Origin of the sequence: Microbacterium aurugineum (assembly GCF_023101205.1) — a bacterium.
In the GTDB taxonomy this organism is placed as follows: Bacteria; Actinomycetota; Actinomycetes; order Actinomycetales; family Microbacteriaceae; genus Microbacterium; species Microbacterium aurugineum.
In genome coordinates this window covers 2,020,649-2,046,461 of sequence record NZ_CP078078.1, presented here as the reverse complement: position 1 = coordinate 2,046,461, position 25,813 = coordinate 2,020,649, and the positions used below count along the sequence as shown (strand labels likewise).

The following is a 25,813-nucleotide window of genomic DNA, read 5'->3' as shown; positions in this document are numbered from 1 at the left end:
AAGTTCACCCGGAGGACTCGCGTGCGCCCTCGCGTAGCGGCCGCACCGTCGTGGGCGGAAGGGATGAGGTCGGACCGCTGAGCGCGCGGAGCGCGTACAGGATGGTCGCGAGGTCGACGAGTTCCTGGACGAGAGCCCCGGCCACCGCCGGAATCACGCCCGTCATCGCGACGACCATGAGCCCGACGCTCAGCCCGATACCGATCCAGATCGCCGTGAGCGCGACGCGCAGGGTGTGGCGGCCGATGGAGAGCGCGTCCACGACCTTCGCCAGGGAATCGACGAGGATCACGACATCGGCGGCGTCGCCGGCGGCCGTCGCTCCTTTCGCTCCCATGGCGATGCCGATGTCGGCGGCGGCGAGCACGGGCGCGTCGTTGACCCCGTCGCCGACCATCATCACCGGCCGCGGGTGGAGTTCGGCGGCCAGACGCACCTTCTCCGGAGGAAGCAGCTCCGCGTGGACCTCGGATATCCCCACCTGATGGGCGACGGATTCCGCCGTCGGACCCACGTCCCCGGTGAGCATCACGATCCGTTCGACGCTGTTCCCGCGCAGCCAGGAGACGACCGATCCCGCCTCCGGTCGCGGATGGTCGGCGAGCACGAGGACGCCGGCGAAGCGACCGTCGACGCACACATACGCGGCGGCCTGGCTCACGTCGAGCGTCGCGCGCACCGTATCGGGCGCGTGGGAGGAGACGTAGGCCGGTTTGCCGACCACCACCACCCGCCCGCCGATGCGGGCGACCACACCGTTCGTCGCCTCCTCGCGCGCTTCCTCGGCGGAATGGAGGGGGAGACCGCGCTGCTCGGCCGCCCGTCGGATGCCCTCGGCGAGGACATGCGTCGAGTACTGCTCCGCCGAGGCGGCGAGCTGCAGGAGTTCGTCCGCATCGAAGCCGTTCGTCGGGCGCACGTCGACGAGCTCCGGTCTGCCCTGCGTGAGCGTGCCCGTCTTGTCGAAAGCGGCCGACCGCACGCGCGCGATCTGTTCGAGGACGGCGCCGCCCTTCATGATGACTCCGGCCTTCGCTGCGCGCGACAGTCCGCCGAGGAAGGCGACGGGAGCCGCGATCAGGAGGGGGCACGGCGTGGCGAGCACGAGCACCTCGGCGAACCGTGCCGATTCGCCGGAGATCGCCCACGCGGCGCCCGCGAGCACGAGCGACACCGCCGTGAACGGGATCGCGAAGCGGTCGGCCAGTCGCACGACCGGAGCATGGGACGCCTCCGCTTCGTGCACGAGTGCCACGATCTGCTGGTATTGGCTGTCCGCACTCGTGCGAACTGCTTGAATGCGCACAGCGCGGGTTCCGTTGATCGCCCCGGAGAGCACCTCTCCGCCAGCCTCGCGGGTCACAGGCATGCTCTCGCCGGTCAGCGAGGACTCATCGAAGGTTCCCGTCGCGGTCAGGAGGGTGCCGTCGACCGGGACGATCTCGGACGGTCGCACCAGGAGGACGTCGTCGACGGAGACCTGATCCACGGGAACATCCCGGACATCATCCGATTCCGTGGTCTCCGGATGCACGAGCACGTGGGCGATGCGCGGGGAGCGATCCAGCAGCGCGGACAGGTCGCGTTTCGCGCGGCGTCCGGCGAAGTCCTCGAGAGCCTCTCCTCCCGAGAGCATCAGCACGATGATGATGGAGGCGATGTACTCGCCGACCGCGAGCGTGGCGACCATCGCGACCACCGCCAGGATGTCGAGCCCGACGTGACCGCGGAGCACGTCGCGCACCATCCCGACCAGGGTCCAGGCGACGAACACCGCCACATAGCCCGTCGCGATCCATCGGCCGAGGTCGGCCGTTCCGCTCGCGTGGAGGACCAGCACGCCGACGAACACGAGGACGGTGATCGTGATGGCCGGATAGCGCCACAGCAGGGGGAGAAACCTCATGCCTCAGCTTCCCGCGAATCGCTGCGCGGTGCCAGCAGCACACGGGGGTGCGTTCGTGATCGAGGTGGAAGGTCCCGACCTCGTTTGCTTCCTGTTCGACATCAGGCGCTACATTCCATGCAGGCGCAGTCCGACGCGCGCCGGTGAGGAAGCCATGGTCATCTCGCGCCCTGATCTGAGCGTGCTCGCTCGGGTACGCGCTTCGTCGTCCCTGCTCGGCCCCAGTGAGTCACGGGTGGCAGCGCTGATAATCGAGCGTCCGACCGAGGTCGTCGTGTGGTCGACGGCGGAACTCGCGGAGGCGGCGGGAACGTCGACGGCGACGGTGATTCGCGCCTGCCAGAGCCTGGGTTTCCGCGGGTTCCAGCATCTCCGGCTCGAACTCGCCCGCTCGACCCCCTTGCGGCCCCGCGAAGAGGAAGCCGGCTCCGACACCTTCGACGATGCGGTCGAGGCCGTACGTCTGGCTCAGGAGTGCGTGAACCCGGCGCTCCTCCGCGAGGCCGCGATGGCGTTGCGGCATGCGCGCCGCGTGGTGCTCGTCAGCAACGGGTTCTCCGGACCACCGCTGCAGGACTTCGCGATGCGGCTCAGCATCCTGGGGCGCCCGGTGGAGGCGCCCGTCGATCCGCTCGCGCAGCAGTTCGCCGTCAACAGCCTGGGTGAAGGCGATCTGTGCTTCGGGCTGAGCTATTCGGGTGCGAACGTGCAGACGCTCCGCGCGTGCGCGGCCGCTGCGGATCGCGGAGCACGCGTCGCGGTCGTCACCAGCTTCGCTCGCTCGCCGATCGGACGCACTGCCGACATCGTCATCGCGACGGGGCCGGCAGCCGTGACGCACGATGTCGACCCGTTCCTCGCCCGAATCGGGCACACCGTGGTGCTTCACGCGCTGCACTCGGCTCTCGCGTCCGATGTGACGCCGTCGGATGCAGCGGGCATGCGTCACGTCGTCGCGGAAGCCATCACCGAGGAGTAGCGAACCCGACCGTTCACCTCCTGGTCAGCAGCGCGTCATCGCCGGGCCAGCAGACGGTGGGGCGCCCCGACTGTAATGACGTTTCGTGTGGTTCGAAATACATGTAACGGCGGGGTGGGCTCATGCGGGCGATTGAGGTGGACGGTCTGTTCAACGTCCGGGCGAACGCGACGGGTTCGCCCTGGCTACTCCGCTCCGGTGCGCCGGAGTCGCTGAGCGATGCGGGAGAGATAGCTCTGAGCGCGCTGCGGGTGAGCGTCATCGTCGATCTGCGCGAGCCCGCGGAGACCGGAGCCGTCTCCCACCGCATCCGTGTCGCGTCGGTCCCCGTCTACGGGGCTGAGCCGCCAGCCACCGGCTCCCTCGAAGCGATCTACGAGGGGTTGCTCCGAACCAGGGGGCGTGCGCTGACCGCGGCGGTCGGAGCGATCGCGGATGCCGAGGGAGCGGCCCTCGTGCACTGCACGGCAGGGAAAGACCGCACCGGGCTCGTCGTCGCGCTGGCGCGACTCGCTGCGGGGGTCAGCGAAGAGGATGTGATCGCGGACTACGTGCGATCCGGTCCGGAGGTTCGTCCGGTGCGGGAGGAGCATGCCGAGCGCATCGCGGTTTCCGTCGACGCCCGGGAGCGAGCCGAGGTTCTGCGACTGCACCTGGAGAGCCCGCCGGAGGCCATCGCCCACGCGTTGGCCGTCATCCGAGAACAGGGTGGGGCCGAGGCGTATCTCCGCGAACACGGTCTCGCTCCGGACCGCCTCGCAGCGCTGCGTCGCAAGGAAGGGGCCTCCGCATGAGTCGCGAGACCGGGCGGCTCACGGTGCTGCACCTCAGCGATGTCCACGCCACGAGCAGCGGTCTTCTCTACGACACCGTCGACGGATTCGCTCGGTTGCGCGCCGTCGGTGCCTATCTGCGAGATGCCCGCATCACGCCGGAGGCAATCGTCGTCACCGGTGACCTGGTGCAGCGGGGGAACGCCGCCGCCTACCCGGCGCTGCGCGACGCATTCGACGAGCTCTCGGAGACTGCGGGCGTACCGGTGCTCACGGCACTCGGCAATCACGACGAGCCCGATGCCGCGCGTGTGCTGCGCGGCCATGAGCGGACCCACCACCGGGTGTACCTCATCGACGAGCTCCGCTTCGTCATCCTGGATTCGTCTCGCGGTGAGCTCGGTATCGACCAGCGTGCGTGGCTCCGAGACGTGTTGCGCACGCCGCACGGCAGCGGCACGGTCGTGGCGCTTCATCACGCGCCACTGGGTTCTCCGTTGCCGACGCTGGCGAAGGCGGGCCTGCGGGACGGGGACGACTTCCTCGACGACATGACCGGCTCCGACGTGCGGGCGGTTCTCGCCGGGCACTTCCATCACCCGCTGTCCGCGACCCTGCGCGGCATCCCCGTCTTCGTCGGTCCCTCGCTGGCCTATCACCAGGTGATGGATGCCGGTCCGAACCGCGTGAGCGGACACGACCTCGCGATGTTCTCTCTCGTGCACCTCCTGCCGAGCGGGGTCGCCGTCACCAACGTCGGGCTCGATTCGCCCGCGCCGATCTTCTCCTCCGTCATCTCCACCTGAACCCTGATTGGACACCATGTCATTCCTTCGCAAGACCGCTCCCGTCGCCCTGCTCGGCGTCGCCGCCTTCGCCCTCGCCGGCTGCGCCCCGACGCCGGCATCCACCGCGACATCCGAGGAGTCCGCCGCGGCCCTGGAACCGACGACCATCACGCTCTACACCTCCGAACCCCAGGAGAAGGCCGACGAGCTCGTCGCCGCCTTCAATGAGATCCACCCCGAGATCACCGTCGAGGTCTTCCGCGCCGGCACCGGCGACCTGACCACTCGTGTCGCGACAGAGCAGGCGTCGGGCGGCATCCAGGCCGATGTGTTCCTCGCCGCCGATGCCGGCACGTTCGAGGGGTACGCGGCGGACGACCTCCTGCTGAAGTACACACCGGCTGACGTGGATGCACTGAATCCCGATGTCGTCGATCCCGAGGGCTTCTACACCGGCACGAGGATCATCCCCACCGTCATCGCTTACAACACCGGCATCGTCACCGAGGCCCCCGAGTCGTGGAAGGACCTCACCGACGCCGAGTACGCCGACAAGATCGTGATGCCGAATCCCGATGTGTCCGGAGCCGCGGCCTACAACGCCGCCGTGTGGCTGGACGACGACCAGCTGGGGGAGAAGTGGATGACGGCTCTGGCCGAGAACCGTCCGGTCATCGCCGACAGCAACGGTCCGGTGTCTCAGGCCGTCGCCACCGGCGCGCAGCCCGTCGGCATCGTCGTCGACTACCTGGTCCGCGAGCTCGCCGCACAGGGGTCGCCGATCGCCGTGTCCTACCCGAGCGAGGGTGTGCCGTACGTGTCCCAGCCCGTCGGGATCTTCGCGGACACCGACGCGGAGGCAGCGTCGAAGGCGTTCGTCGACTTCCTGGTGAGTGCCGCCGGCCAGGAGCTCGCGGTCGAGCAGTCGTACCTGCCGGTGCGCTCCGACGTCGGCACGCCGGACGGTGCACCGTCGATGGACGACATCGAGATCCTCTCCCCGGACCTCGAGACGATCCGCAGCACGCAGGACGCCGCGGTCGAGACCTTCCGCTCGCTGTTCCTCTAGATGGCCGACATCTCCACTCCTGTCGCGGGTCCGGCATCGCGCCGGACCCGCGCTGACGGGTCCCGAGGGTTCGACGGGGTCAGTCTCCTCACGGTCGCCCTGTGGGCGGCCTGCGGAGCGTTCATCCTGCTCCCCATCGGCGCGATCCTGGTGCTGGCAGGCGGAGGACAGCAGGCACAGGTCCTTCTCCAGGGCGACGTCCTGGAAGCCGGTGCGAACAGCCTGCTCTCCGCCGGGGTCTCTGCGGTGCTGGCGGTCGTCGTCGGCACCGCCTTCGCGGTGCTCCTGGAACGCACCGATCTGCCGGGGCGCTCAGCCCTTCGTCTCCTCGCGCTGAGCCCGTTGCTCATGCCTCCGTTCGTCGGCGCCATCGCCTGGCTCGGTGTTGCCGGCCCCACCAGCCCGCTGAACCTGTGGTGGCGCGACATGTTCGGCGGGCCGCTCTGGTCGATCTACGGTGCGGACGGCGTCATCGTGCTGCTCACGATCCACAGCTACCCGATCGCCATGCTCATCGTCTCTGCGGCATTGCGCCGCATCCCCACCGATCTCGAACAGGCCGCGCGGGTCGGAGGCGCCGGGCCGGTGGGCGCTCTCACCTCCGTCACGATCCCGCTGCTGAGGCCGGCACTCCTGTCGTCGTTCGTGCTGATCGCGGTCGGGAACCTCGCCGACTTCGGCATCCCGTCGATCATCGGGTTGCCCGAGCGCTTCACGACCCTTGCGACCCTCGTCTACCGCTACCTGCAGTCGGGCACGGTCGATGACCCGCTGGCCGTGGTCGCGACGATAGGCATCGTCCTGCTGGTGCTGGCGGTCCTCGCGCTGGTCGCCGATGCCATGATCGGACGACGCGGATGGGAACTGGATTCCTCGAGCGCCGTCATCGAACGCGTCTCGCTCGGTCGCGCTCGGGGCGGGCTCGGAGTGGCGATGTGGCTCGTGGTGCTGACCATCACGGTCCTGCCCCTCATCGCCCTGCTGACGCAGACGTTGCTGCGCGCGCCCGGCGTGCCCCTCACCTGGGACAACCTCACACTGGACCACCTCATCCGTGCACTCACCACGAGGAACGCGCTGGAGGGGGCGACGAACTCGGTGATGCTCGCTGTCCTGGCGGCGGTGATCTGCGGCGTCGTGGGTCTGGGCATCGGATTGCTCGTGTCGCGGGTTCCGAGTCGTGCCACCCGGGCGCTCGGGGCCGTCGCGATGGTGCCGCAGGCAGTGCCCGGCATCGTCATCGCCGTGGCCTGGCTCGTGCTCGCACCTGCGCTGGGGCTGTTCAACACACCGTGGCTGATCCTCGCGGCATACGTCACCTCGTTCACAGCGCTCGTGGTGCAGGCTGTCGCGGCTCCGCTCGCATCGACACCGACCAGTGCGGAAGAGGCGGCGCGGATCGGCGGTGCGACACGGGTGCGCGCCCTGATCGACATCTCCTGCCGCATGGCGGCGCCCGCCGCTCTCTCCGGCGCCGTGATCGTCGCCGTCACCGCTGTGCGTGAACTCACACTCTCGGTGCTTCTCCTCTCTCCCGGGTCGCAGACCCTCGGGGTCGCGATCTTCAGCTTTCAACAGGCGGGCGCGTTCAGCACCGCCGCCGCATGGTCGCTCATCGTGGCCGTGCTCGGACTCGCCGTCATCGGGCTTGCGATCCCGAAGACGAAGTAACAGAAAGGACGCCCATGGCCTCCGTCACGCTCGATCACGTCTCTCTGCGATACCGCTCCGGTGCCGTCGGACTCGCCGACATCGACCTGCAGATCGCAGACGGGGAGTTCCTCGCCCTCGTCGGCCCGTCCGGATCCGGGAAGACGACGCTGCTGCGCAGTATCGCAGGGTTCTTGACGCCCACGGCCGGTCGGGTCCTGATCGACGATCGCGTCATCGCCGGCCCGGGCGTCGCCGTGCCACCGGAGCAGCGGCGGCTCGGGATGGTGTTCCAGCAGCACGCCGTCTGGCCGCACTGGGACGTAGGTCGCAACGTCGAGTATCCGTTGCGGCGCGCCAAGGTCCCGCGCGCCGAACGACGGACCCGCGTCGGCGAGGCATTGGACCTCGTGGGACTCGCGGGCTACGAGCGCCGTGACCCTGCCACTCTGTCCGGTGGCCAGAGACAGCGTGTCGCCCTGGCCCGTGCTCTGGTCGCTCGCCCCCGCGTGCTTCTCCTGGACGAAGCGCTCTCCGCCCTCGACGAACCACTCCGTGATCGGCTTCGTCTCGAGCTGCGCACCCTCACGCGGGAGATGGGGTTGACCGTCGTCCATGTGACCCACGACCGTTCGGAGGCTCTCGCGCTCGCCGACCGCGTCGCCGTGCTCGACGGGGGACGCATCCAACAGGTCGACACCCCGACGAACCTGCTCGCTCGCCCGGACAGCCCGTTCGTCGCGAAGTTCCTCTCCGACGCCACGCTCGTGGAGGGACATGTCGTCGACGGCGTCTTCTCTGCCGCCGATCATCCGCTGAGCGTCCCCTGCCCCGGACGGGCGAGCGTTGCGCGGGCTACCGCTGCGGTCCTTCCCGGCTCCATCACCCTCACACCGGGCGGCGATGCCGTCATCCGCTCCTCGCTCTTCGCCCCCGACGGCAGCGACGTCGTCGTGGACTGGCAGGGCACACATCTCCGTGCGCGGACGAGCGGAAGCCGTCATCTGGTCGGGGATGCCGTCTCCGTCCACATCGAAGAGGCGGTGGTCTATCCACAGGCCGGGGGACACGCTGCCGCGCGCGAGGCGGTGATGTCGGCATGACGCTCGCGCTGGTCAGGCACGGACGGACCGCGTGGAATCACGAACGCAGAATGCAGGGGCAGTCCGACATCGCCCTCGATCGGGTCGGTGAGGCCCAGGCCGATGCTGCGGGTCGTCTGCTGGCGAGGGCAGTCTGGTCGCAGATCGTCACGTCTCCGCTGCGACGTGCGGCGCAGTCGGCCGAGATCATCCGTGGTCACATCCCCCGTGCGGACTACCGCGTGCATGAGGACCTCGTCGAGCGGCACTACGGTGAGGCCGACGGTCTGCCGATCGCCGAGGTCTGGGAGCGGTGGCCGGACCAGGAGTATCCGGGTGCCGAATCCGTCGCGGCCACTGCCGACCGCGCTGCCGGTGCCCTGAGAGAGCTCCTTCGGGAGGGAGTGAACACCGTGGTCGTGGCGCACGGCACGCTCTTGCGGCTCGGCATCGAGACGGTGACGGAGCAGCCGTGCTCGCGGCTGTCGAACGGCGATGTCATCCTGCTCGACGGAGACCAAGCTGCCGGGTACACCGCGCGGCGCGTGACGGAATGACCACGCCGGAGACGCTGCCATCGTCGGCTCCTGGTCGCGCCCGAACCTCGCGAATCTCATATCGGGGTGGCTGGAACACGGAAGGCCGCTCCGAAGAGCGGCCTTCTGATGGTGTTGTGCCCCCGACAGGAGTCGAACCTGCGACCTACGGTACCGGAAACCGGCGCTCTATCCACTGAGCTACGGAGGCGTACCGATCGACAATATCACTCGTCGGGGGTCGTCTCCGACCCACCCGCCTCGGTGACCGGCGCGGCGCGCATCTCGTCGAGGGCGGCAGCGACCTTTTCGGCCAGGTAGCGGTGTCCTTCGGTCGAAGGGTGCTTGCGTCCCAGATCGACGTCGATCACATCGAGATAGTTCTGCGCGGTGATCCAGCCCTGGGCGATGGGGGAGATGTACCACCAGCCCCGTGCCGCGGCGAGCTCACCCAGATCCGTGTCGATGCGAGCGGTCGTCGCGCCCACGGGGAGTTCGTGCGGTGCCGGGCCGAGCACGACGATTGCCGCCTCCGGATACTTCGCAGCCATCGCGTCCCAGGCTGCGGCGACGGCCTCGCGGTAGCCTGCGACGCCCTGCTTCCGGTCGTTGATGGATCCCTGCATGATCACGAGGTCGGGGGAGAGGGCGGGGTCGAGTGCAGCGATGCGCTCGCCGAAGGCCGGGCCGTCGAGACCGGGCTTGAGGTACCCGCTCCCTCGGACGCCGTTCACGATCGTCTGGCCGTCGATCAGGCTCGCGAGGACGTAGGCGTAGCCGAGGGTCGGTACCGTCGCCGCAGAGCCGTAGGTCCAGGAGTCGCCGAAGACCAGAACGGTCGGGTGCGCGGGCAGGGTGAGGGGAGCAGGGGCGAGTGCCTCGGACGCGGCGTCTGCACCCTCGATCGCGGCGCCCATCGGTGCCGCCGCGGGAAGGGGGATCCACGGTCGCCATACTCCGAGAACACCCGCAGTCACGGCGAGGAGGAGGGCGATGGCCACTCCTGCGCGGTGCAGTCGACGGCGCGGGACGGTGGCCTTCATGGGACGAGAGTAGATCACCGTGAGCGGATTGCGAATTCCGCACGTCCCGTGCCGTCGGATGCCGACGTGGCGCCCCGTAAACTGAGAAGGCTATGAACCCCGAATCGCTCGCCGCCGCCGTCCTTGCCGTCCTCGCACCCCTCGCCGAGGAACGACGTCCCGGTGAGCCTCTGGAACTCACCGCCGCCGACATCGTGCTGGAGCGTCCGCGCAACCGCGACCACGGCGACTGGGCGACGAACATCGCCATGCGCCTGGCCAAGCCCTTCGGCACGAACCCGCGGGAGCTCGCCCAGCAGATCGCCGACGGTCTCGGTGGGGTCGAGGGGATCGCGAGCGCCGAGGTCGCCGGTCCGGGCTTCATCAACATCCGGCTCGATGCGGCCGCCGCCGGCGCCCTGGCGAAGGTCATCGTCGACGCGGGCTCCGCCTACGGCACCAACACGTCGCAGGAAGGCGTCAGCGTCAACGTGGAGTTCGTCTCTGCGAACCCGACGGGGCCGTTGCACATCGCACACACGCGGTGGGCCGCTCTCGGCGACTCGATCGTCCGCCTCCTCCTCGCGAGCGGCGCGAACGCCGTCCGGGAGTACTACATCAACGATGCCGGCGCGCAGATGGAGCGCTTCGCCCTTTCGGTTCTCGCTGCGGCGAAGGGCGAGCCCACCCCCGAGGGCGGCTATCCGGGGGAGTACATCACGACGCTCGCCGGTCGTGTTCTCGAAGCGCGCCCGGATCTGCTCCAGCTGCCCGACGACGAGCAGTCGGAGGTGGCACTCGAGCTCGCCTATGAATTCCAGCTCGCCGAGATCCGGTCCTCCCTCGGCCGCTTCAACGTGCCCTTCGACGTGTGGTTCTCCGAGCGCACGCTGCACGCGAAGGACGCGTCGGGGTCGAGCCTGATCGATCAGGCCGTCGACCGTCTGCGCGAGCAGGGCCACGTCTTCGACGAGGACGGTGCGGTCTGGGTGCGCACCACCGACTTCGGCGACGACAAGGACCGTGTCATCCGCCGTTCGAACGGCGAGTACACCTACTTCGCCGCCGATGCCGCGTACTACCTGAACAAGGGAGACCGCGGGTTCCAGAACAAGATCTACCTTCTCGGCGCCGACCACCACGGTTATGTGCACCGGCTCAAGGCCATCGCGGGAGCGGCGGGTGAGGATCCGGAAAAGAACGTCGAGGTGCTGATCGGACAGATGGTGTCGATCAACGGTGCCCGACTCAGCAAGCGCGCCGGCAACATCATCGAGATGGACGACCTGCTCGACTGGCTCGGCACCGACGCGCTCCGTTACTCCTTGGAGCGCTCGCCGGCGGACTCCCCGCTCGATCTCGATCCCGAGCTGCTGCAGAAGCGCACCAACGACAACCCGGTGTTCTACGTGCAGTACGCCCATGCCCGCACCCACAACGTCGCCCGCAACGCCGCCGACTCCGGCGTCGACCGCTCCGAGTTTGCCCCGGAGACCCTCACGCACGAATCCGAGGCCGCCCTTCTCGGGGCTCTGCAGGAGTTCCCGCGCATCGTCGCGTTCGCCGCCCAGGTGCGTGAGCCCCACCGTGTCGCGCGGTACCTCGAGGAGCTCGCGGGGCTGTACCACCGCTGGTACGACAACTGCCGCGTCATCCCTCAGGGCGATGACCCGATCGAGACGGTCCACCGCACCCGCCTGTGGCTGAATGATGCCGCCGGTCAGGTGTTCCGCAACGGCCTCGACCTCCTCGGGGTCAGCGCACCCGAGCGCATGTGATGGTCGCGTCATGAGCGACGACAACCACACCCTCCCGTATCCGGAGGCCGGTGCCGAGCATCCGACGCTCGTGATCCCCGGTTCTTCGCCTGAGCAGTCACCCGAGGGAGCGACCCGGAGACGTCGCTGGCCCTGGGTGCTGCTGGTCGTGGTGATCGTTCTGGCAGCGCTCGTCGTCGCCGCCGAGTTCGTGGCGCGCGCCGTGCTGCCGGGCATCGTGCGGTCGATCGTCGTGGAGCAGCTCGATCTGCCCGCCGATCAGCAGCTCGATGTCGAGACGCACGGCCTGGTGCTTCCGCAACTCATCGGCGGAAACCTGGAGTCCCTGCGTCTGTCGACCGATTCGGTCACCCTCGAAGGCATCACGGGTGCGGCGGAGGTCATGGCGACCGACGTCCCGCTGCGCGGCGGTGAGCTCGGCGGCGCCTCCGGGACGATCCGCATCGATCAGGGGCAGTTCACCTCCCTGCTCGCCGGCACAGACCTTCCCATCGAATCCGTCGAGCTCGAGGCTCCGAACGCCACCGTGAGCGGATCGATCACCGTGTTCGGCGCGTCCGTGCCGCTCTCCTTGACCGTCACCCCCGGAGTCGTCGACGGCGACCTCGAACTCACACCGGTGGCCGCCAGCATCGGCGGGCTCGACATCGACCTCGATCAGGTCGGTTCGACGCTCGGCTCGCTCGGTCAGGAGGTCACGAAACCGCAGCGGGTGTGCATCGCCGATCAACTCCCCGCCGGACTCACCCTCACCGGGCTCGAGATCGTCGATGGCGCGGCGGTGATCGACGTCGACGTCGACGGAGCGATCGTCACGGACACGTCGTTGCAGGACAAGGGCGTCTGCCCGAGCTGAGGGAGCGTCGCTAGGGGCGTTCAGCGGTGTCGGCGAGCCAGTCCTCGATCCGCTGTGCCAGCCAGGCCGGACGTTGCAGCGGTATGCCGTGGCCGCATCCGTCCACGACCTGGAGCGTGCTCTGTGGGAGGGCCGCGTCGAGTGCGGCGGCAGAGCGTTTCATGAGTGCTTTCTCCGCGGCGCCGACCAGGATCAACGCGTCGCCGGGAAAGGCTCCCCACGCCGTGGGGGGAACGAACCGGAGATTCTCTTCGACGGAGCGCAGGAGGGTCTCTCGGGATATGCCTGCGGAGGTCCGGATGTACTCGGGGAGGAGTTCATCGGGGATGTACAGCTGACGCGCTTGCAGCTTCGCGAACCACCTCTGCCGCGCGAGCCACGACAGGGCGCCGAGCATCGCGAGCGTCGCGGCGGTGCCTCGCATCGGCGTGGCCTGCGCGCTGATGACGACCACGCGGTCCACGAGGTCGGGCCGTTCCGCGGCGAGTCGGACGGCCAGTTGTGCGCCGAGCGAGAACCCGACGACCGTCGCAGAACCTCCTTCCTCCTCGAGGAGTTGCGCGAGTGCGGCGGTGGTCTCTGCGTGCGACACATACGGATCGGCCGCATTGCGACCATGGCCCGGGAGGTCCGGAACGAGGAGGCGATGCTCCGCGGTGAGGTGGGAACGCAGCGGATCCCACATCCATCCGGCCACGCCCCCGCCGTGGAGGAGCAGCACTGGGCCGTCGTGGGCCGGAGCGGAGGATTCCCGTTGCATCATCGCTCCGTTTCGAAGGTCGCGGCCATCCGGCCGATGGTGTCGATCGTGTCCTCCAGCACGGACCGATCGAGCGGGCCGAGCAGACGCGCCGCAGAGAGGAGCCCGATCGTCGTGCTCGACAGGGCCAGGGCGAGCGAGCGGGGATCGACGTCGGCGATGATGAGGTGGCGATCCTGCAGTTCCCGGAACCACTCGACCACTCGGTGATGGCGTGTCCGGTAGCGGTCGTCGGTCACCTCCATCACGTGGGAGCCGAGCACGCCCCGGTCATCCAGGAAGGCCGCAGTCATCAGCGGATCATCCAGCAGTGCTCGCGCAGTCGCCCGGCAGGCATCGCCGAGACGAGGGTGGTCTCCCAGTTCGCGGCGGACGCGATCGGCCATGCGCCTGTTCCCTCGCAGGAGCAGGGCATCGAGGACATCACGTTTGCCGGCGAACTCCAGATACACGGCGCCCTTGCCGATGCCTGCGCGTGCGGCGACGGACGCGACACTCATATGGTCGAAGCCCTGAGCGAGCACGAGCTCTTCTGCGGCATCGAGGATGCGTTCTCTCCGGTCAGGGACGCGCGGTCGCGGCATCGTCGCTCCTTCGCAGGTGTTCGATCATCGCGGGGATCACGAGATCGGGCCGGTCGCGCTGGACCCAGTGCCCGGCTTCGGGGACCGTGAGCAGGGCTGCATCCGGCAGCAGCTCAGAGGCCTTCTCGATGCGTGCGAGCGGAACGCCCGAGTCCCGGGTTCCGTGCACGAACAGCGTCGGGGTGCGGATCGACGGCAGCCGTTCCGTGTAGACCGTGCGCAACCGATTCCACTGCACTTGGTCGCGCTGCCACTGACCGAAGGTCGCCAAGCCTGTTCCGTTCGCCGCTTCGACGGCCACGGCGTCCACGAGTTCCGGTGTGCGCGCACGCGGATCGCGGACCAGGTCGCGCAGACCGCGCTCCATCGCCGAGGCGTTGCGCGCGTACGAGCGGGTCATCGCAGCCAGCAGGCCCGAGCGCAGGAGGAGGAAGGAGGCCAGATGGGTCACCCGACCGAGCGGGCCGTCGGCGAGGCGGGGCATCACTCCGTAGCATCCGAGGAGGACAGCGGTGCGCGCCCCGGCGGGGCGGTCGAACAGATGCCCGATCGTCATCCCGCCGCCGAGGGAGAGTCCGGCGATCGCGTAGTCGCTCAGCTCGAGGGCGTCGACGAGTTCGCCTACGTGGCGGACGAGGTTCTCCTGCGTGAGGGTCCACGCGGCGCTCGGGCTCTGTCCGAAGCCGGGATGATCAGGCGCGAAGACGCGGTGTCCGGCGTCGGCGAGGGCGGGGCCGACCTCGCCCCAGGAGAGAGCGGCACTGTCGGCACCTCCACCGTGCAACAGCAGCACGGGCGGCCCGGACTCCGTCGACGGCCGCCACTCCAGCGCGGAGAGCGTGGCGTGGGGAAGGTCGATCCGCCGTCGTCGAGCGTGCATGGCTTCCTCTCGTTGTGACCAGTATAGGCGGAATGGTCACAACGGAGCCGTGGTGATGTAGCGGGGCGCGGTGACGCTAGGACGACGTGTCCGCTGCTACGGCCTCCTGCGCGGCCCGCAGCTCCGCCGTCGCAATCCGCACGTCGACCTCGGCCCGCTGCAGACGCCGCTGAGGGAAGGTGGTCGCGGCATAACGTGCGTGCACGCGGTCCGAGGCCTCTTCCTCGGCCGTGACGATGTACGCGCAGGCGAACAGCATCACCTGCGCGGAGAAGTTCAACCAGATGAGCAGCGCGAGCAGCGTGGCGAAGGAGGCGAGGAGCGGGTTGCTCGTCGCGCCGCCCACGAACAGGCCGGACAGCTCCTGCAGGACCAGGAGGCCGAAGGCGCCGAGCAGCGCGCCGGGCCACAGGGAGCGCGCGGCCGGGCGCACTCCCGAGAGCACGCGGAAGACGCCGATGATGAGTGCGGTGTCGAGAGCGAACACGACCAGGAGTGAGAGCAGACGCACGCCCCACGTCACCGCAGGGGAATCGGACGGGAGGCCCAGGATGTCGGCGATCCACGTCACGCCGAGCTGACCGACGAACGTGAGTCCTGCCGAGACGACGAACGCCAGACCGATGCCGAGCGCGAGAGCGAGATTGCGCAGGATGACCCAGATCCACAGGATGTCGTCCTGCAGGGTGCCGGCGAGGACCCGCACCGCCGTGCGCAACGAGCCGATGGCGCTCAGCGCGGCGCCCACCAGGGCGATCAGGGAGATGATGCCGGCGATGGAGAAGGACGCGGGCGCCCGGAGGGCGTCCGGATCGATCACCCCTTCCTCTCCGATCAGTCCCGGCACGGCCGCCTCGACGGCATCGATGATCGCCTGCAACGCTGCCGGATTCCCCGCAAGCCAGAGCGCGGCGATCGAGAAGCCGAGCAGTACGCCGGCGAAGACGCTGAACAACGCGCGGTAGGTGACGCTGTCGGCGAGCATCGGCCCGCGTCGCTCGCTGTACAGCAATGCCGCGCGCACCGGGCGCCGTGCCAGAGCCCACGCGATGAGCGGGCCCGTGATGCGCGCGACCAGTCCGGGGCGCGCGGGGGAGTCTGTCGGTGTTTCGGTGTTCGCCACGTCCCCACCCTAGGAGCCGTGAACTGCTCATCACAGGGGGCTTGACGTCGAGCGTCACTCTGACCAGGGTGGCGGGGCCGGTGCCCTAGAATCGGGACAACCTCGATGTGCGCCCGCTCGCCCGAGATCCTTCCCACGATTGGTGATCAGTGCTTCCCCCTGCCGATTCGCTCGCTCCGGAATGGCTCGTCGTCCCCGACGACGCGAACGATCTCGCCGACGGCGTCTGGCCCGAGTCCGCCGTGCGCGACGACGACGGCGCGCTGCTCATCGCCGGCGTCAGCGCCCCCTCGCTCACCCGTACCTACGGCTCGCCGCTGCTGGTCCTGGACGAGGATGAGGTGCGGGGTCGTGCTCGACGATTCCGTGTCGCGTTCGATCGTGCAGCGGCCGCGCACGGGACGACGGCGCAGGTCTACTACGCAGGCAAGGCGTTCCTGTGCACGACCGTGGCGCGCTGGGTTGTCGACGAGGGGCTCCGCATCGACGTCTGCACCGGAGGGGAGCTCGCGGTCGCGCTCGCTGCCGGTGTCGCCCCGGCGTCCCTCGGTTTCCACGGCAACAACAAGTCGGTCGCCGAGCTGGAGCGTGCCGTCGAGGTCGGAGTCGGCACGGTCATCGTGGACAGCGCGATCGAGATCGAGCGGCTCGCGGCCATCACCGCCCGCACCGGCGCCACGCAACGGGTCCTGGTGCGTGTGATCAGCGGTGTGCACGCCGAGACCCACGACTTCCTCGCCACGGCCCACGAGGATCAGAAGTTCGGCTTCCCGCTGCCGGACGCCGAGCACGCCGTCGCCCGGATCCGTGAGATTCCCGGGCTGGTGTTCGCGGGCCTGCACTGTCACATCGGCTCACAGATCTTCGGCGTCGCGGGATTCCGCGAGTCGGCGTCGCGCGTGCTCGACCTGCATGCCACCCTGCTCCAGGACGGCCCGGTGCCGCAGCTCAACCTCGGCGGCGGCTTCGGCATCGCCTACACGCGCGTGGACGACCCGACACCGATCGAGGACCTCGCCGGCGAGATCGTTGCCGCGGTGGCGGAGGGGTGTGCCGCGCGCGGAATCCCGATGCCTGCCCTGTCGTTCGAACCCGGCCGCGCGATCGTCGGTACCGCCGGCGTCACCATCTACGAGGTCGGCACCACCAAGGACGTGACGGTGGAGTCGGGTGCCGTGCGCCGCTACGTCAGCGTCGATGGCGGAATGAGCGACAACGCGCGCCCCGCTCTGTACGGCGCGCAGTTCTCCGCACGGCTTGCTTCGCGTGTCGGTGCGGGCGAGCCCCGCCTCAGCCGCGTCGTCGGCAAACACTGCGAATCGGGCGACATCGTGGTCGATCACGAGTATCTGCCCGACGATCTCGTGCCCGGAGACCTCTTGGCGGTACCGGCGACCGGCGCGTACTGCGTCTCGTTGGCCAGCAACTACAACCACGTTCCGCGTCCACCGGTCGTCGCCGTGCGCGAAGGCCGGTCGACGGTCATCGTCCGTGGCGAGACCCTCGACGATGTGCTGGCCCGTGACACGGGCATCGACGGGGCGCCGGCCGTCGATCGAGACAAATGACCCACCTCCGAAGGAGTAACCATGACTGACTACCGACGACTTCGTGTGGCACTGCTGGGTGCGGGAGCGGTCGGCTCCCAGGTCGCGGCGCTCCTGCTGCGACACGGTGACGAGCTGGCCGACCGGGCGGGTGCCGAACTGGAACTCGCCGGCATCGCAGTGCGCGATGTGAACGCGCCCCGCGACGTCGATCTCCCCGCGGAGCTCTTCACCACCGATGCGGAATCGCTGGTCCTCGGCGCGGACATCGTGATCGAACTCATCGGCGGCATCGAGCCGGCCCGCAGCACCATCCTGCAGGCGATCGGCGCCGGTGCGGACGTGGTCACGGCCAACAAGGCGCTGCTGGCGACCCACGGCCCCGAGCTGTTCGAAGCGGCCGACCGCGTCGGTGCCTCCGTGTACTACGAAGCCGCGGCGGCGGGTGCGATCCCGATCATCCGCCCCCTGCGCGACTCGCTGGCGGGCGACCGGGTGGTGCGCATCATGGGCATCGTGAACGGCACCACGAACTACATCCTCGATCGGATGGACAGCGAGGGCGCGGACTTCGCCGATGTGCTCGCCGACGCGCAGCGCCTCGGGTACGCCGAGGCCGACCCGACCGCCGATGTCGAGGGCTATGACGCCGCGCAGAAGGCCGCGATCCTCGCGAGCCTCGCCTTCCACACCGCGGTGCCGCTCGATGCCGTGTACCGCGAGGGGATCACGTCGATCACCCCGTCGATGATCGAGGAGGCGCGCGCAGCGGGCTTCGTGATCAAGCTGCTCGCCGTGTGCGAGCGGATCGAGGCGAACGGTGCCGAGTCGATCTCGGTGCGCGTGTACCCGGCGCTTGTCCCGAACTCCCACCCCCTCGCTTCGGTGCACGGTGCCAACAACGCCGTGTTCGTCGAGGCGGAGGCCGCCGGATCCCTGATGTTCTACGGTGCGGGTGCCGGTGGCGTCCAGACCGCGTCCGCCGTGCTCGGAGACGTGGTCTCGGCGGCCCGTCGCCACATCGCCGGCGGCGTCGGCGTGGGCGAATCGACCCGCGCCAATCTTCCGGTCGTCCCGATCGGACACGTCACCACGCGCTACCAGATCACGCTCGAGGTCTCGGATGCGCCCGGAGTGCTCGCCACGGTCGCGGGCATCCTCAGCGACGGAGGAGTCTCCGTCGCGACCGTCGTGCAGACCGTCGAAGGCGAGGACGAGCCGACCGCACGGTTGATCATCGGAACCCACCGTGCGACCGAGCAGGCACTCAGCGCCACCGTCGACGCCCTTGCCGACAGTGCCGTCGTGGCACGGGTCGTGTCGGTGCTCCGCGTGGAAGGCGAGTGACGGTGGCGACAGCACTGCCCCCGGTCGACGGGGTATCCGTCGAGGGGCGCACCGTCGAGGTGCGGGTCCCCGCGACCAGTGCGAACCTCGGTCCGGGATTCGACACGCTCGGCCTGGCCCTCAGCATCTACGACACGCTCCAGGTCACCGCGCTGCCGGCCGGTGAACTCGACATCGAGGTCACCGGTTCGGGTGCGGCCGAGATTCCGCGCGACGCCTCGAACCTCATCGTCCGGACGATCGCCTATGTCTTCGCGGACGCGGGCCGACCGGTGCCCGGACTGCGCATCGTCGCCGAGAACGGCGTGCCGCACGGCCGCGGTCTCGGATCCTCCGGGGCTGCCGTCGCCGCGGGGGTGCTCGCGGCGAAGGGGCTCCTCGCGGGCGACGTCGAGATCGGCGACACCGATCTGTTGCGCCTGGCCACCGAGATCGAGGGCCACCCCGACAACGTCGCCCCTGCGCTCTTCGGCGGATTGACGATCGCCTGGATGGGAGAGCACGGCCCGCAGCACAAGAAGCTGCTCGTGCACCGCGGTGTCTCGCCGCTCGTCCTCGTCCCGGCCTACACGATGTCCACCTCGCAGGCGCGATCGCTGCAGCCGCCCCATGTGTCCACAGCGGATGCGGTGTTCAACGTCTCCCGCTCGGCGCTGTTGATCGCCGCCCTCATGCAGAGCCCGGAACTGCTCCTCGATGCGACTGCCGATCGGCTTCATCAGGACTACCGGGCCGGGGCCATGCCGGAGACCCAGCGACTCGTGCAGGCGCTGCGCAAGGCGGGCTTCGCGGCGGTCGTCTCCGGTGCCGGGCCGAGCGTTCTCGTCCTCGCGGACGGACCGGGGAGTCGTCAAGACGCGGTGGAGCTGGCCGACCAGGTCACCGACACCCCGTGGGAGGCGCTCCTGCTCGCAGTCGACGTTCGTGGTGGTACAGTGGGGACTCGAGCGGAGGGCTCCACGTAACGACGTGAATCTGGCCCCATTGCAACTCTTGCAAGACCCGCACGCAAACCCTTGAGGCACAAGTGCCGAGGCTGGCTGGCGCTGAGCGCCGGCCCGTGCGATCGTGCGCAGCACCCGTTGTGCGCGTTCAACGCTCATTCCCCATGACATATAAGGGAGTACTCGTGGAGAACCTCTCCGAGACCCAGAACGATTCGTCGGCACCGGCCGCGGAAGCTGCTGCAGCGACCACCGAGACGGCGCCGGCGCGCAAGCGCGCACCGCGTCGTGCGAGCACCGCCACGACCGCGGAGAAGGCCGAGAAGGCCGAGAACGCGGAAAAGGTCGAGAGCGCCGAGAAGCCCGCGAAGCCGAAGACGACGAAGGCGAAGACGACGAAGGCGGCTGCCGCCACGACGAGCGAGCCCGCATCTGCGGAGGCGTCCGCCGAGTCGCCCGAGGCGGCGCCGAAGGCGAAGACACCGCGTCGGAGCCGCGCGAAGAAGGCGGACGCCGAGGCTCCCGCCGCGGATACCGCTTCCTCGGATGCTCCGGCTGCAGACGCCGCCCCGGCCGAAGCCGCTGCGGAATCCGCACCGAAGTCGACGGGACGCGGTCGCCGCGGTGCGCAGAAGTCGACGCCCGACGCCGATGCCGCCGCGCCGGTGAAGGACACGGCAGCAGACGCCGCTCCCGCCGACGCGCCTCAGAACGGCGACTCCGGCTCCGACTCCGACAGTGGTGAGGAGCAGGGCGGGCGTGGTCGCAACCGCAACCGCAGCCGCAACCGAGGACGCGGGCAGAACAGCTCCGGGCAGGACCAGCAGGCGCAGCCGGCCGGGGATGACGAGCAGTCCGGCGGCAGCAACCGCAACCGCCAGCGCAACAAGCGCCGCAACGGTGCTCCGACCGATGAGTTCGACACGGAGATCGGCGAGGACGATGTCCTGATCCCGATCGCCGGCATCCTCGACGTCCTCGACAACTACGCGTTCGTCCGCACGACCGGCTACCTCGCCGGACCGAGCGACGTCTACGTTTCGCTCGGACAGGTCAAGAAGTACAACCTGCGCAAGGGTGACGCCGTCGTCGGCTCGATCAAGCAGCCGCGCGAAGGCGAGCAGCAGGGCCGTCAGAAGTACAACGCGCTGGTCAAGGTCGACTCCATCAACGGTCTGTCGATCGACGACGCGGCCACGCGTGTGGAGTTCGGCAAGCTCACTCCGCTCTACCCGCAGGAGCGCCTGCGTCTGGAGACGGCTCCCGAGAAGCTGACCCAGCGCATCATCGACCTGGTCGCCCCGGTCGGCAAGGGACAGCGTGGCCTCATCGTCGCTCCGCCCAAGGCTGGCAAGACGATCGTGCTGCAGCAGATCGCGAACGCGATCGCGCAGAACAACCCTGAAGTCCACCTCATGGTCGTGCTCGTCGACGAGCGCCCCGAAGAGGTCACCGACATGGAGCGCTCGGTCAAGGGCGAGGTCATCGCCTCCACGTTCGACCGCCCCGCCGAAGACCACACCACCGTGGCGGAGCTCGCGATCGAGCGTGCGAAGCGTCTGGTCGAGCTCGGTCGCGACGTCGTCGTGCTGCTCGACTCCATCACGCGCCTCGGCCGTGCCTACAACCTGGCGGCTCCGGCCTCGGGTCGTGTGCTCACCGGTGGTGTCGACGCCTCCGCGCTCTACCCGCCCAAGCGCTTCTTCGGAGCCGCGCGCAACATCGAGAACGGTGGATCCCTCACGATCCTCGCCACCGCCCTGGTCGAGACCGGGTCGAAGATGGACGAGGTCATCTTCGAGGAGTTCAAGGGCACCGGCAACAGCGAGCTGCGCCTGTCGCGTGCGCTCGCGGACAAGCGCATCTTCCCGGCGGTCGACGTGAACGCGTCGAGCACCCGTCGCGAGGAGATGCTGCTGTCGGCCGACGAGGTCAAGATCACGTGGAAGCTGCGTCGCGCCCTCGCCGGCCTCGACCAGCAGCAGGCCCTCGAGGTCGTCCTCGGCAAGCTCAAGGAGACCAACTCGAACGTCGAGTTCCTCGTGCAGATGCAGAAGTCGATCCCCACGCTCCCCTCGGGCGCGCACGGGCACGACAACAACATCCGCTGAGCGGCCGAGCCGTGTTCGAGTCCGTCCAGACTCTGATCGACGAGCACCGCCGGGTTCAGGAGGAGCTCTCCGACCCGGCGGTGCACGCCGACGCCGCCCGCGCGAAGCGTGTGAACCGTCGCTATGCCGAGTTGTCGCGCATCGTCGCCGCCTACGAGGCATGGGTCGCGGCGACCGATGATCTGGAGACGGCTCGCGAGTTCGCCCGGGAAGACGAGTCCATCGCGGCGGAGATCCCCGCGATGGAGGAGGAGGTGCAGGAGTCCCAGGAACGTCTGCGTCGTCTGCTCATCCCGCGTGACCCGGACGATGCGCGTGACGTGATCATGGAGATCAAGGCCGGTGAAGGCGGTGCGGAGTCCGCACTGTTCGCAGCCGACCTGCTGCGCATGTACATCCAGTACGCCGCCTCCAAAGGCTGGAAGACGGAGCTCCTGGAGCGCAACGAGTCCGACCTGGGCGGCTACAAGGACGTGCAGGTCGCGATCAAGGGCTCCTCGTCCGACCCCGCGCAGGGCGTCTGGGCGCATCTCAAGTACGAGGGGGGCGTGCATCGCGTGCAGCGTGTGCCGGCCACCGAGTCGCAGGGACGCATCCATACCTCCACGACGGGTGTGCTGGTCTTTCCCGAGGTGGATGAGCCGGAGGAGATCCACATCGATCAGAACGATCTCAAGATCGATGTCTTCCGCTCGTCCGGCCCCGGCGGGCAGTCGGTGAACACGACGGATTCCGCCGTGCGCATCACCCACGTCCCCACGGGCATCGTCGTGTCGATGCAGAACGAGAAGTCGCAGTTGCAGAACCGCGAGGCCGGAATGCGCGTGCTTCGCGCCCGACTGCTCGCGAGGCAGCAGGAGGAGCTCGACGCGGCGGCGTCCGACGCGCGCCGTTCGCAGATCCGCGGGATGGACCGCTCCGAGCGCATCCGCACGTACAACTTCCCGGAGAATCGGATCGCGGACCACCGCACCGGCTTCAAGGCCTACAACCTCGATCAGGTGATGGACGGCGCGCTGGACCCGCTGATCGAGAGCGCGATCACCGCGGATGAGGAAGCGCGGCTCGCCGCACTCGGCGCCGAATCCTGAGGCGCGAAGCCACGCTGAGCGCTAGGCTCGGGCCGTGATCACACTCCTGTTCCGCGGTCTGATGTACGTGATATCGGCCGGCCTCGGCCTGATCGTCGCCGACCTCGCTCTCGAAGGGTTCCAGATCGAATGGGACAAGTGGTGGGGCTTCGTCATCTGCATCCTGATCTTCGCGATCCTGCAGAGCGTCCTGGCACCGTGGGTCGGCAAGATGGCGAATCGCTACGCGCCCGTGCTCATGGGCGGCATCGGCATCTTCTCGACCCTGATCTCGCTGATCATCGTGGTGCTGCTTCCCATCGGCGGACTCCGCATCACCGATCTCACCGGCTGGCTTCTCGGATCGGTGATCGTGTGGTTGATCACCGCGCTGGGCAGCGTCCTGCTGCCGCTGATCTTCCTGCGCAAGAAGGTCGAGTCCGTCAAGGGCGCACGACGCTGAGTCGTGCAGCGACGCCCGACGCTCAGATCGCGTAGTCCGGAGCGGTGAGCAGCGCGCGGGTGTCCTCACCGGCGCTGCGCTGTCGTGGTTTCGCGGGAACGCCGACCAACACGCTGTCGGCGGGCGCATCGCGCGTGACCACGGCGTTCGCGCCAATCACGGAGGCGGCCCCGATCGTCACGGGGCCGAGGATCTTCGCGCCGGCGCCCACGGCCACGCCGTCCTCGAGGGTCGGATGGCGTTTCCCTGCGGTGCGAGTGCGTCCGCCGAGGGTGACGCCGTGATACAGCATCACGTCGTCACCGATCTCGCTGGTCTCGCCGATGACCACGCCCATGCCGTGGTCGATGAAGAAGCGGCGCCCGATCTTCGCGCCCGGGTGGATCTCTATCCCGGTCATCCAGCGTGACAGCTGCGATCCGGCGCGCGCGAGCAGTCGGAGTCGCCGTCGCCAGAGCGCGTGCGAGACGCGGTGCGCCCAGATCGCGTGGAGTCCCGGGTACAGGAGCGCCACCTCGACGGCGCTGCGTGCGGCCGGATCACGGAGACGGGCTGCCGCGATGTCTTCGCGCATTCGCCCGATGATGCCCATCGGAGATCTCAGTCTTCGCGCAGGTCCTCGAACAGCGCGGTGGAGAGGTAGCGCTCACCGGTGTCCGGGATCACCACGACGATCGTCTTGCCCGCGTTCTCGGCGCGGGCCGCCACCTTCAGCGCCGCGGACACGGCGGCCCCGGAGGACATGCCCACGAGCAGACCCTCCGTGGCGGCGAGGTCGCGGGCGACGCGGAGGGACTCGTCGAATTCGGCGGTGATGATCTCGTCGATCACGTCGCGGTCGAGCACGTCCGGGACGAAGTTCGGACCGATGCCCTGGATCTTGTGCGGGCCGGGGTGTCCTTCGCTGAGGACGGGGGAGTCCTTGGGTTCGACGGCGATGACCTGCACACCGGGCTTCGCGGCCTTGAGGGCCTGGCCGGTGCCGGTGACGGTTCCGCCGGTTCCGACCCCGGCGACGAAGATGTCGATCGCGCCGTCGGTGTCGCGGAGGATCTCCTGCGCCGTGGTCTCGCGGTGGATCTGCGGGTTGGCCGGGTTCTCGAACTGACGGATCCAGATAGCGCCCGGCGTCTCGGCCACGATGCGCTTCGTCTCCTCGATCGCACCGCTCATGCCCTTGGTGGGGTCCGTGAGCACGATCTCGGCGCCGAACGCCTTGAGCAGGACCCGGCGCTCCTTCGACATGGAGGCCGGCATCGTGAGGATGACGCGGTATCCGCGTGCTGCTCCGACCATCGCGAGGGCGATGCCCGTGTTGCCACTGGTCGACTCGACGATCGTGCCACCCGGCTTCAGCTCGCCCGAGGCTTCGGCGGCGTTGATCATCGCGATGCCGATGCGGTCCTTCACGCTGGACGCGGGGTTGTAGTATTCGAGCTTGGCGAGCACGGTGGCTCCCAGGCCTTCGGTCACGCGGTTCAGACGAACGAGCGGCGTGTTGCCGAACGCGGTCGTGATGTCGGAGTGGATGCCGGGCATGAGGAGCCTTCCTGTGCGGGATCGCTGCCGGACCAGCCTAGGGGAGAGGGGAGTGGACGGCGCCTATGTGACAGGCGCGTGCACTCTACGCTGGAAGGCATGTCCGACACCTCTCTGGCGGCGCACGTCCGTGCCGCAGCCCAGCGCCTGACCGACGCCGGCGTCCCGGATCCTCTGGTCGACGCCGAACTGCTCGCAGGTCATGTCCTCGGCCGTCGACGTGGCGAGGTGCAGGCCGGCATCGTCCGCGGAGACGGCCTCGACGACGAGCGGGCGGCGGCGCTGGATGCTCTGGTGACCCGCCGTGCCGCACGCGAGCCGTTGCAGCACATCACGGGCTCGGCGCCCTTCCGCCACCTCGAACTGGCCGTCGGCCCCGGTGTCTTCGTGCCGCGTCCGGAGACGGAGACCGTCGTGCAGTACGCGATCGATGCGCTGCTGAACTCCCCGGAGTCGGCACCGATCGGCGTCGACCTCGGGACCGGGAGCGGCGCGATCGCGCTGGCGATGGCGACCGAGGTGCCGCATGCGCGGATCTTCGCTGCGGAGCTCTCCGAGGATGCGCACGAGTGGGCACGGCGCAACGTCGCGGGAGTCGAGAATCTGACGCTCGTGCTCTCCGATCTGAGAGAGGCCTTCCCCGAGTTGGACGGCACGGCGACGGTCGTGATCTCGAATCCGCCGTACGTTCCCGATGAGGCGATCCCGCGCGACCCCGAGGTGCGGCTCTTCGATCCCGCGCTGGCGCTCTACGGGGGACAGGACGGCCTCGACGTGGTGCGGGCGCTCAGCTCCCGCGCGCTGCGTCTGCTGCATCCCGGGGGACTTCTGGTCATCGAGCACGGAGAGCTGCAGGGGGAGTCGATCCGCGACATCCTGGCTGCGGACGGATGGCGGGCGACGGCGACGCATCGCGATCTCACCCTGCGCGACCGCACCACCACGGCGCTCAGGCCCTGATCAGCAGCCTCCGAGCATCCGACATACCCGCGCCGCATAGAATCGA

Annotated in this window: 24 protein-coding genes and 1 tRNA gene; 16 read left to right on the top strand and 9 right to left on the bottom strand. The window is 69.0% G+C overall.

What is annotated here, in order from left to right; translation table 11 throughout:
* Positions 1 to 4: 4 nt before the first annotated feature.
* A complete protein-coding gene (locus KV397_RS09950) occupies positions 5 to 1,906 on the bottom strand; it encodes a heavy metal translocating P-type ATPase (protein WP_261811192.1) in 1,902 nt (633 codons plus the stop codon).
* A gap of 154 nt (positions 1,907 to 2,060) precedes the next feature.
* Between KV397_RS09950 and KV397_RS09945 the strand changes: the two genes are divergently transcribed.
* The 7 genes from KV397_RS09945 (at position 2,061) to KV397_RS09915 (ending at position 8,804) form a co-directional block, all read left to right on the top strand.
* Positions 2,061 to 2,885, top strand: coding sequence for a MurR/RpiR family transcriptional regulator (locus tag KV397_RS09945; RefSeq protein ID WP_261811191.1), 825 nt, complete (start codon positions 2,061 to 2,063; stop codon positions 2,883 to 2,885).
* 122 nt (positions 2,886 to 3,007) lie between these two features.
* The gene (locus tag KV397_RS09940; protein ID WP_261811190.1) at positions 3,008 to 3,679 is read left to right on the top strand and encodes a tyrosine-protein phosphatase; all 672 of its coding nucleotides are present in this window, start codon (positions 3,008 to 3,010) and stop codon (positions 3,677 to 3,679) included.
* Entirely contained in the window at positions 3,676 to 4,464 is a 789-nt protein-coding gene (locus KV397_RS09935; protein ID WP_153243914.1) for a metallophosphoesterase family protein, read from the top strand. Before KV397_RS09940 ends, KV397_RS09935 begins: the two co-directional genes overlap by 4 nt.
* Positions 4,465 to 4,480: 16 nt before the next feature.
* On the top strand, positions 4,481 to 5,515 hold the full coding sequence (locus KV397_RS09930; RefSeq protein WP_261811189.1) for an ABC transporter substrate-binding protein: 1,035 nt from the start codon (positions 4,481 to 4,483) through the stop codon (positions 5,513 to 5,515).
* Complete coding sequence (locus KV397_RS09925) at positions 5,516 to 7,186, top strand: ABC transporter permease (RefSeq protein WP_261811188.1); 1,671 nt, start codon at positions 5,516 to 5,518, stop codon at positions 7,184 to 7,186.
* A 14-nt stretch (positions 7,187 to 7,200) separates the two neighbouring features.
* Positions 7,201 to 8,268 carry an ABC transporter ATP-binding protein gene (locus tag KV397_RS09920; protein ID WP_131492159.1) on the top strand — a complete coding sequence of 356 codons (1,068 nt, stop codon included), beginning with the start codon at positions 7,201 to 7,203 and terminating at the stop codon, positions 8,266 to 8,268.
* A complete protein-coding gene (locus KV397_RS09915; protein WP_131492158.1) occupies positions 8,265 to 8,804 on the top strand; it encodes a histidine phosphatase family protein in 540 nt (179 codons plus the stop codon). The genes KV397_RS09920 and KV397_RS09915 overlap by 4 nt, the downstream gene beginning before the upstream one ends.
* Positions 8,805 to 8,921: 117 nt before the next feature.
* Here the strand turns inward: KV397_RS09915 and KV397_RS09910 are convergent.
* Positions 8,922 to 8,994: transfer RNA gene (locus KV397_RS09910), tRNA-Arg, on the bottom strand.
* Positions 8,995 to 9,010: 16 nt separating this feature from the next.
* Positions 9,011 to 9,700: an SGNH/GDSL hydrolase family protein gene (locus KV397_RS09905; RefSeq protein WP_261811187.1), complete on the bottom strand. Its 690-nt coding sequence runs from the start codon at positions 9,698 to 9,700 to the stop codon at positions 9,011 to 9,013.
* Positions 9,701 to 9,918: 218 nt separating this feature from the next.
* On the opposite strand from KV397_RS09905, the gene argS reads away from it, so the two are divergent.
* The gene (gene argS / locus KV397_RS09900) at positions 9,919 to 11,583 is read left to right on the top strand and encodes an arginine--tRNA ligase (protein ID WP_261811186.1); all 1,665 of its coding nucleotides are present in this window, start codon (positions 9,919 to 9,921) and stop codon (positions 11,581 to 11,583) included.
* A 10-nt stretch (positions 11,584 to 11,593) separates the two neighbouring features.
* The gene (locus KV397_RS09895; RefSeq protein WP_261811185.1) at positions 11,594 to 12,439 is read left to right on the top strand and encodes an LmeA family phospholipid-binding protein; all 846 of its coding nucleotides are present in this window, start codon (positions 11,594 to 11,596) and stop codon (positions 12,437 to 12,439) included.
* A gap of 10 nt (positions 12,440 to 12,449) precedes the next feature.
* Here KV397_RS09895 and KV397_RS09890 read toward each other — a convergent pair whose 3' ends face one another.
* The 4 genes from KV397_RS09890 to KV397_RS09875 form a co-directional block, all read right to left on the bottom strand.
* Positions 12,450 to 13,202 (bottom strand): alpha/beta fold hydrolase, encoded by a 753-nt coding sequence (locus KV397_RS09890; RefSeq protein WP_227991598.1) that lies wholly within the window; start codon positions 13,200 to 13,202, stop codon positions 12,450 to 12,452.
* Positions 13,199 to 13,783 (bottom strand): TetR/AcrR family transcriptional regulator, encoded by a 585-nt coding sequence (locus KV397_RS09885; RefSeq protein ID WP_153243918.1) that lies wholly within the window; start codon positions 13,781 to 13,783, stop codon positions 13,199 to 13,201. Before KV397_RS09885 ends, KV397_RS09890 begins: the two co-directional genes overlap by 4 nt.
* Positions 13,761 to 14,663: an alpha/beta fold hydrolase gene (locus tag KV397_RS09880; protein WP_261811184.1), complete on the bottom strand. Its 903-nt coding sequence runs from the start codon at positions 14,661 to 14,663 to the stop codon at positions 13,761 to 13,763. The genes KV397_RS09885 and KV397_RS09880 overlap by 23 nt, the downstream gene beginning before the upstream one ends.
* A gap of 76 nt (positions 14,664 to 14,739) precedes the next feature.
* Positions 14,740 to 15,786 (bottom strand): YihY/virulence factor BrkB family protein, encoded by a 1,047-nt coding sequence (locus KV397_RS09875; RefSeq protein WP_131492153.1) that lies wholly within the window; start codon positions 15,784 to 15,786, stop codon positions 14,740 to 14,742.
* Positions 15,787 to 15,935: 149 nt separating this feature from the next.
* Between KV397_RS09875 and lysA the strand changes: the two genes are divergently transcribed.
* From lysA to KV397_RS09845, 6 genes are all read left to right on the top strand, one after another.
* Positions 15,936 to 17,354 (top strand): diaminopimelate decarboxylase, encoded by a 1,419-nt coding sequence (gene lysA, locus KV397_RS09870; protein ID WP_261811183.1) that lies wholly within the window; start codon positions 15,936 to 15,938, stop codon positions 17,352 to 17,354.
* 21 nt (positions 17,355 to 17,375) lie between these two features.
* Positions 17,376 to 18,680, top strand: coding sequence for a homoserine dehydrogenase (locus tag KV397_RS09865; protein WP_131492151.1), 1,305 nt, complete (start codon positions 17,376 to 17,378; stop codon positions 18,678 to 18,680).
* A gap of 2 nt (positions 18,681 to 18,682) precedes the next feature.
* A complete protein-coding gene (gene thrB, locus KV397_RS09860; RefSeq protein ID WP_372492640.1) occupies positions 18,683 to 19,645 on the top strand; it encodes a homoserine kinase in 963 nt (320 codons plus the stop codon).
* A 143-nt stretch (positions 19,646 to 19,788) separates the two neighbouring features.
* The gene (rho, locus tag KV397_RS09855; protein ID WP_131492150.1) at positions 19,789 to 21,735 is read left to right on the top strand and encodes a transcription termination factor Rho; all 1,947 of its coding nucleotides are present in this window, start codon (positions 19,789 to 19,791) and stop codon (positions 21,733 to 21,735) included.
* An 11-nt stretch (positions 21,736 to 21,746) separates the two neighbouring features.
* On the top strand, positions 21,747 to 22,826 hold the full coding sequence (gene prfA / locus KV397_RS09850; RefSeq protein WP_131492149.1) for a peptide chain release factor 1: 1,080 nt from the start codon (positions 21,747 to 21,749) through the stop codon (positions 22,824 to 22,826).
* Between the two features lie 34 nt (positions 22,827 to 22,860).
* Positions 22,861 to 23,268 (top strand): phage holin family protein, encoded by a 408-nt coding sequence (locus KV397_RS09845; protein ID WP_153243921.1) that lies wholly within the window; start codon positions 22,861 to 22,863, stop codon positions 23,266 to 23,268.
* Positions 23,269 to 23,290: 22 nt separating this feature from the next.
* Here the strand turns inward: KV397_RS09845 and epsC are convergent, their stop codons facing one another.
* Both epsC and cysK read right to left on the bottom strand, forming a co-directional pair.
* Positions 23,291 to 23,860: a serine O-acetyltransferase EpsC gene (epsC, locus tag KV397_RS09840; RefSeq protein WP_131492147.1), complete on the bottom strand. Its 570-nt coding sequence runs from the start codon at positions 23,858 to 23,860 to the stop codon at positions 23,291 to 23,293.
* Positions 23,861 to 23,868: 8 nt separating this feature from the next.
* Complete coding sequence (cysK, locus tag KV397_RS09835) at positions 23,869 to 24,807, bottom strand: cysteine synthase A (RefSeq protein ID WP_047520456.1); 939 nt, start codon at positions 24,805 to 24,807, stop codon at positions 23,869 to 23,871.
* 99 nt (positions 24,808 to 24,906) lie between these two features.
* On the opposite strand from cysK, the gene prmC reads away from it, so the two are divergent.
* Positions 24,907 to 25,767 carry a peptide chain release factor N(5)-glutamine methyltransferase gene (gene prmC / locus KV397_RS09830; protein WP_153243922.1) on the top strand — a complete coding sequence of 287 codons (861 nt, stop codon included), beginning with the start codon at positions 24,907 to 24,909 and terminating at the stop codon, positions 25,765 to 25,767.
* Positions 25,768 to 25,813 lie beyond the last annotated feature (46 nt).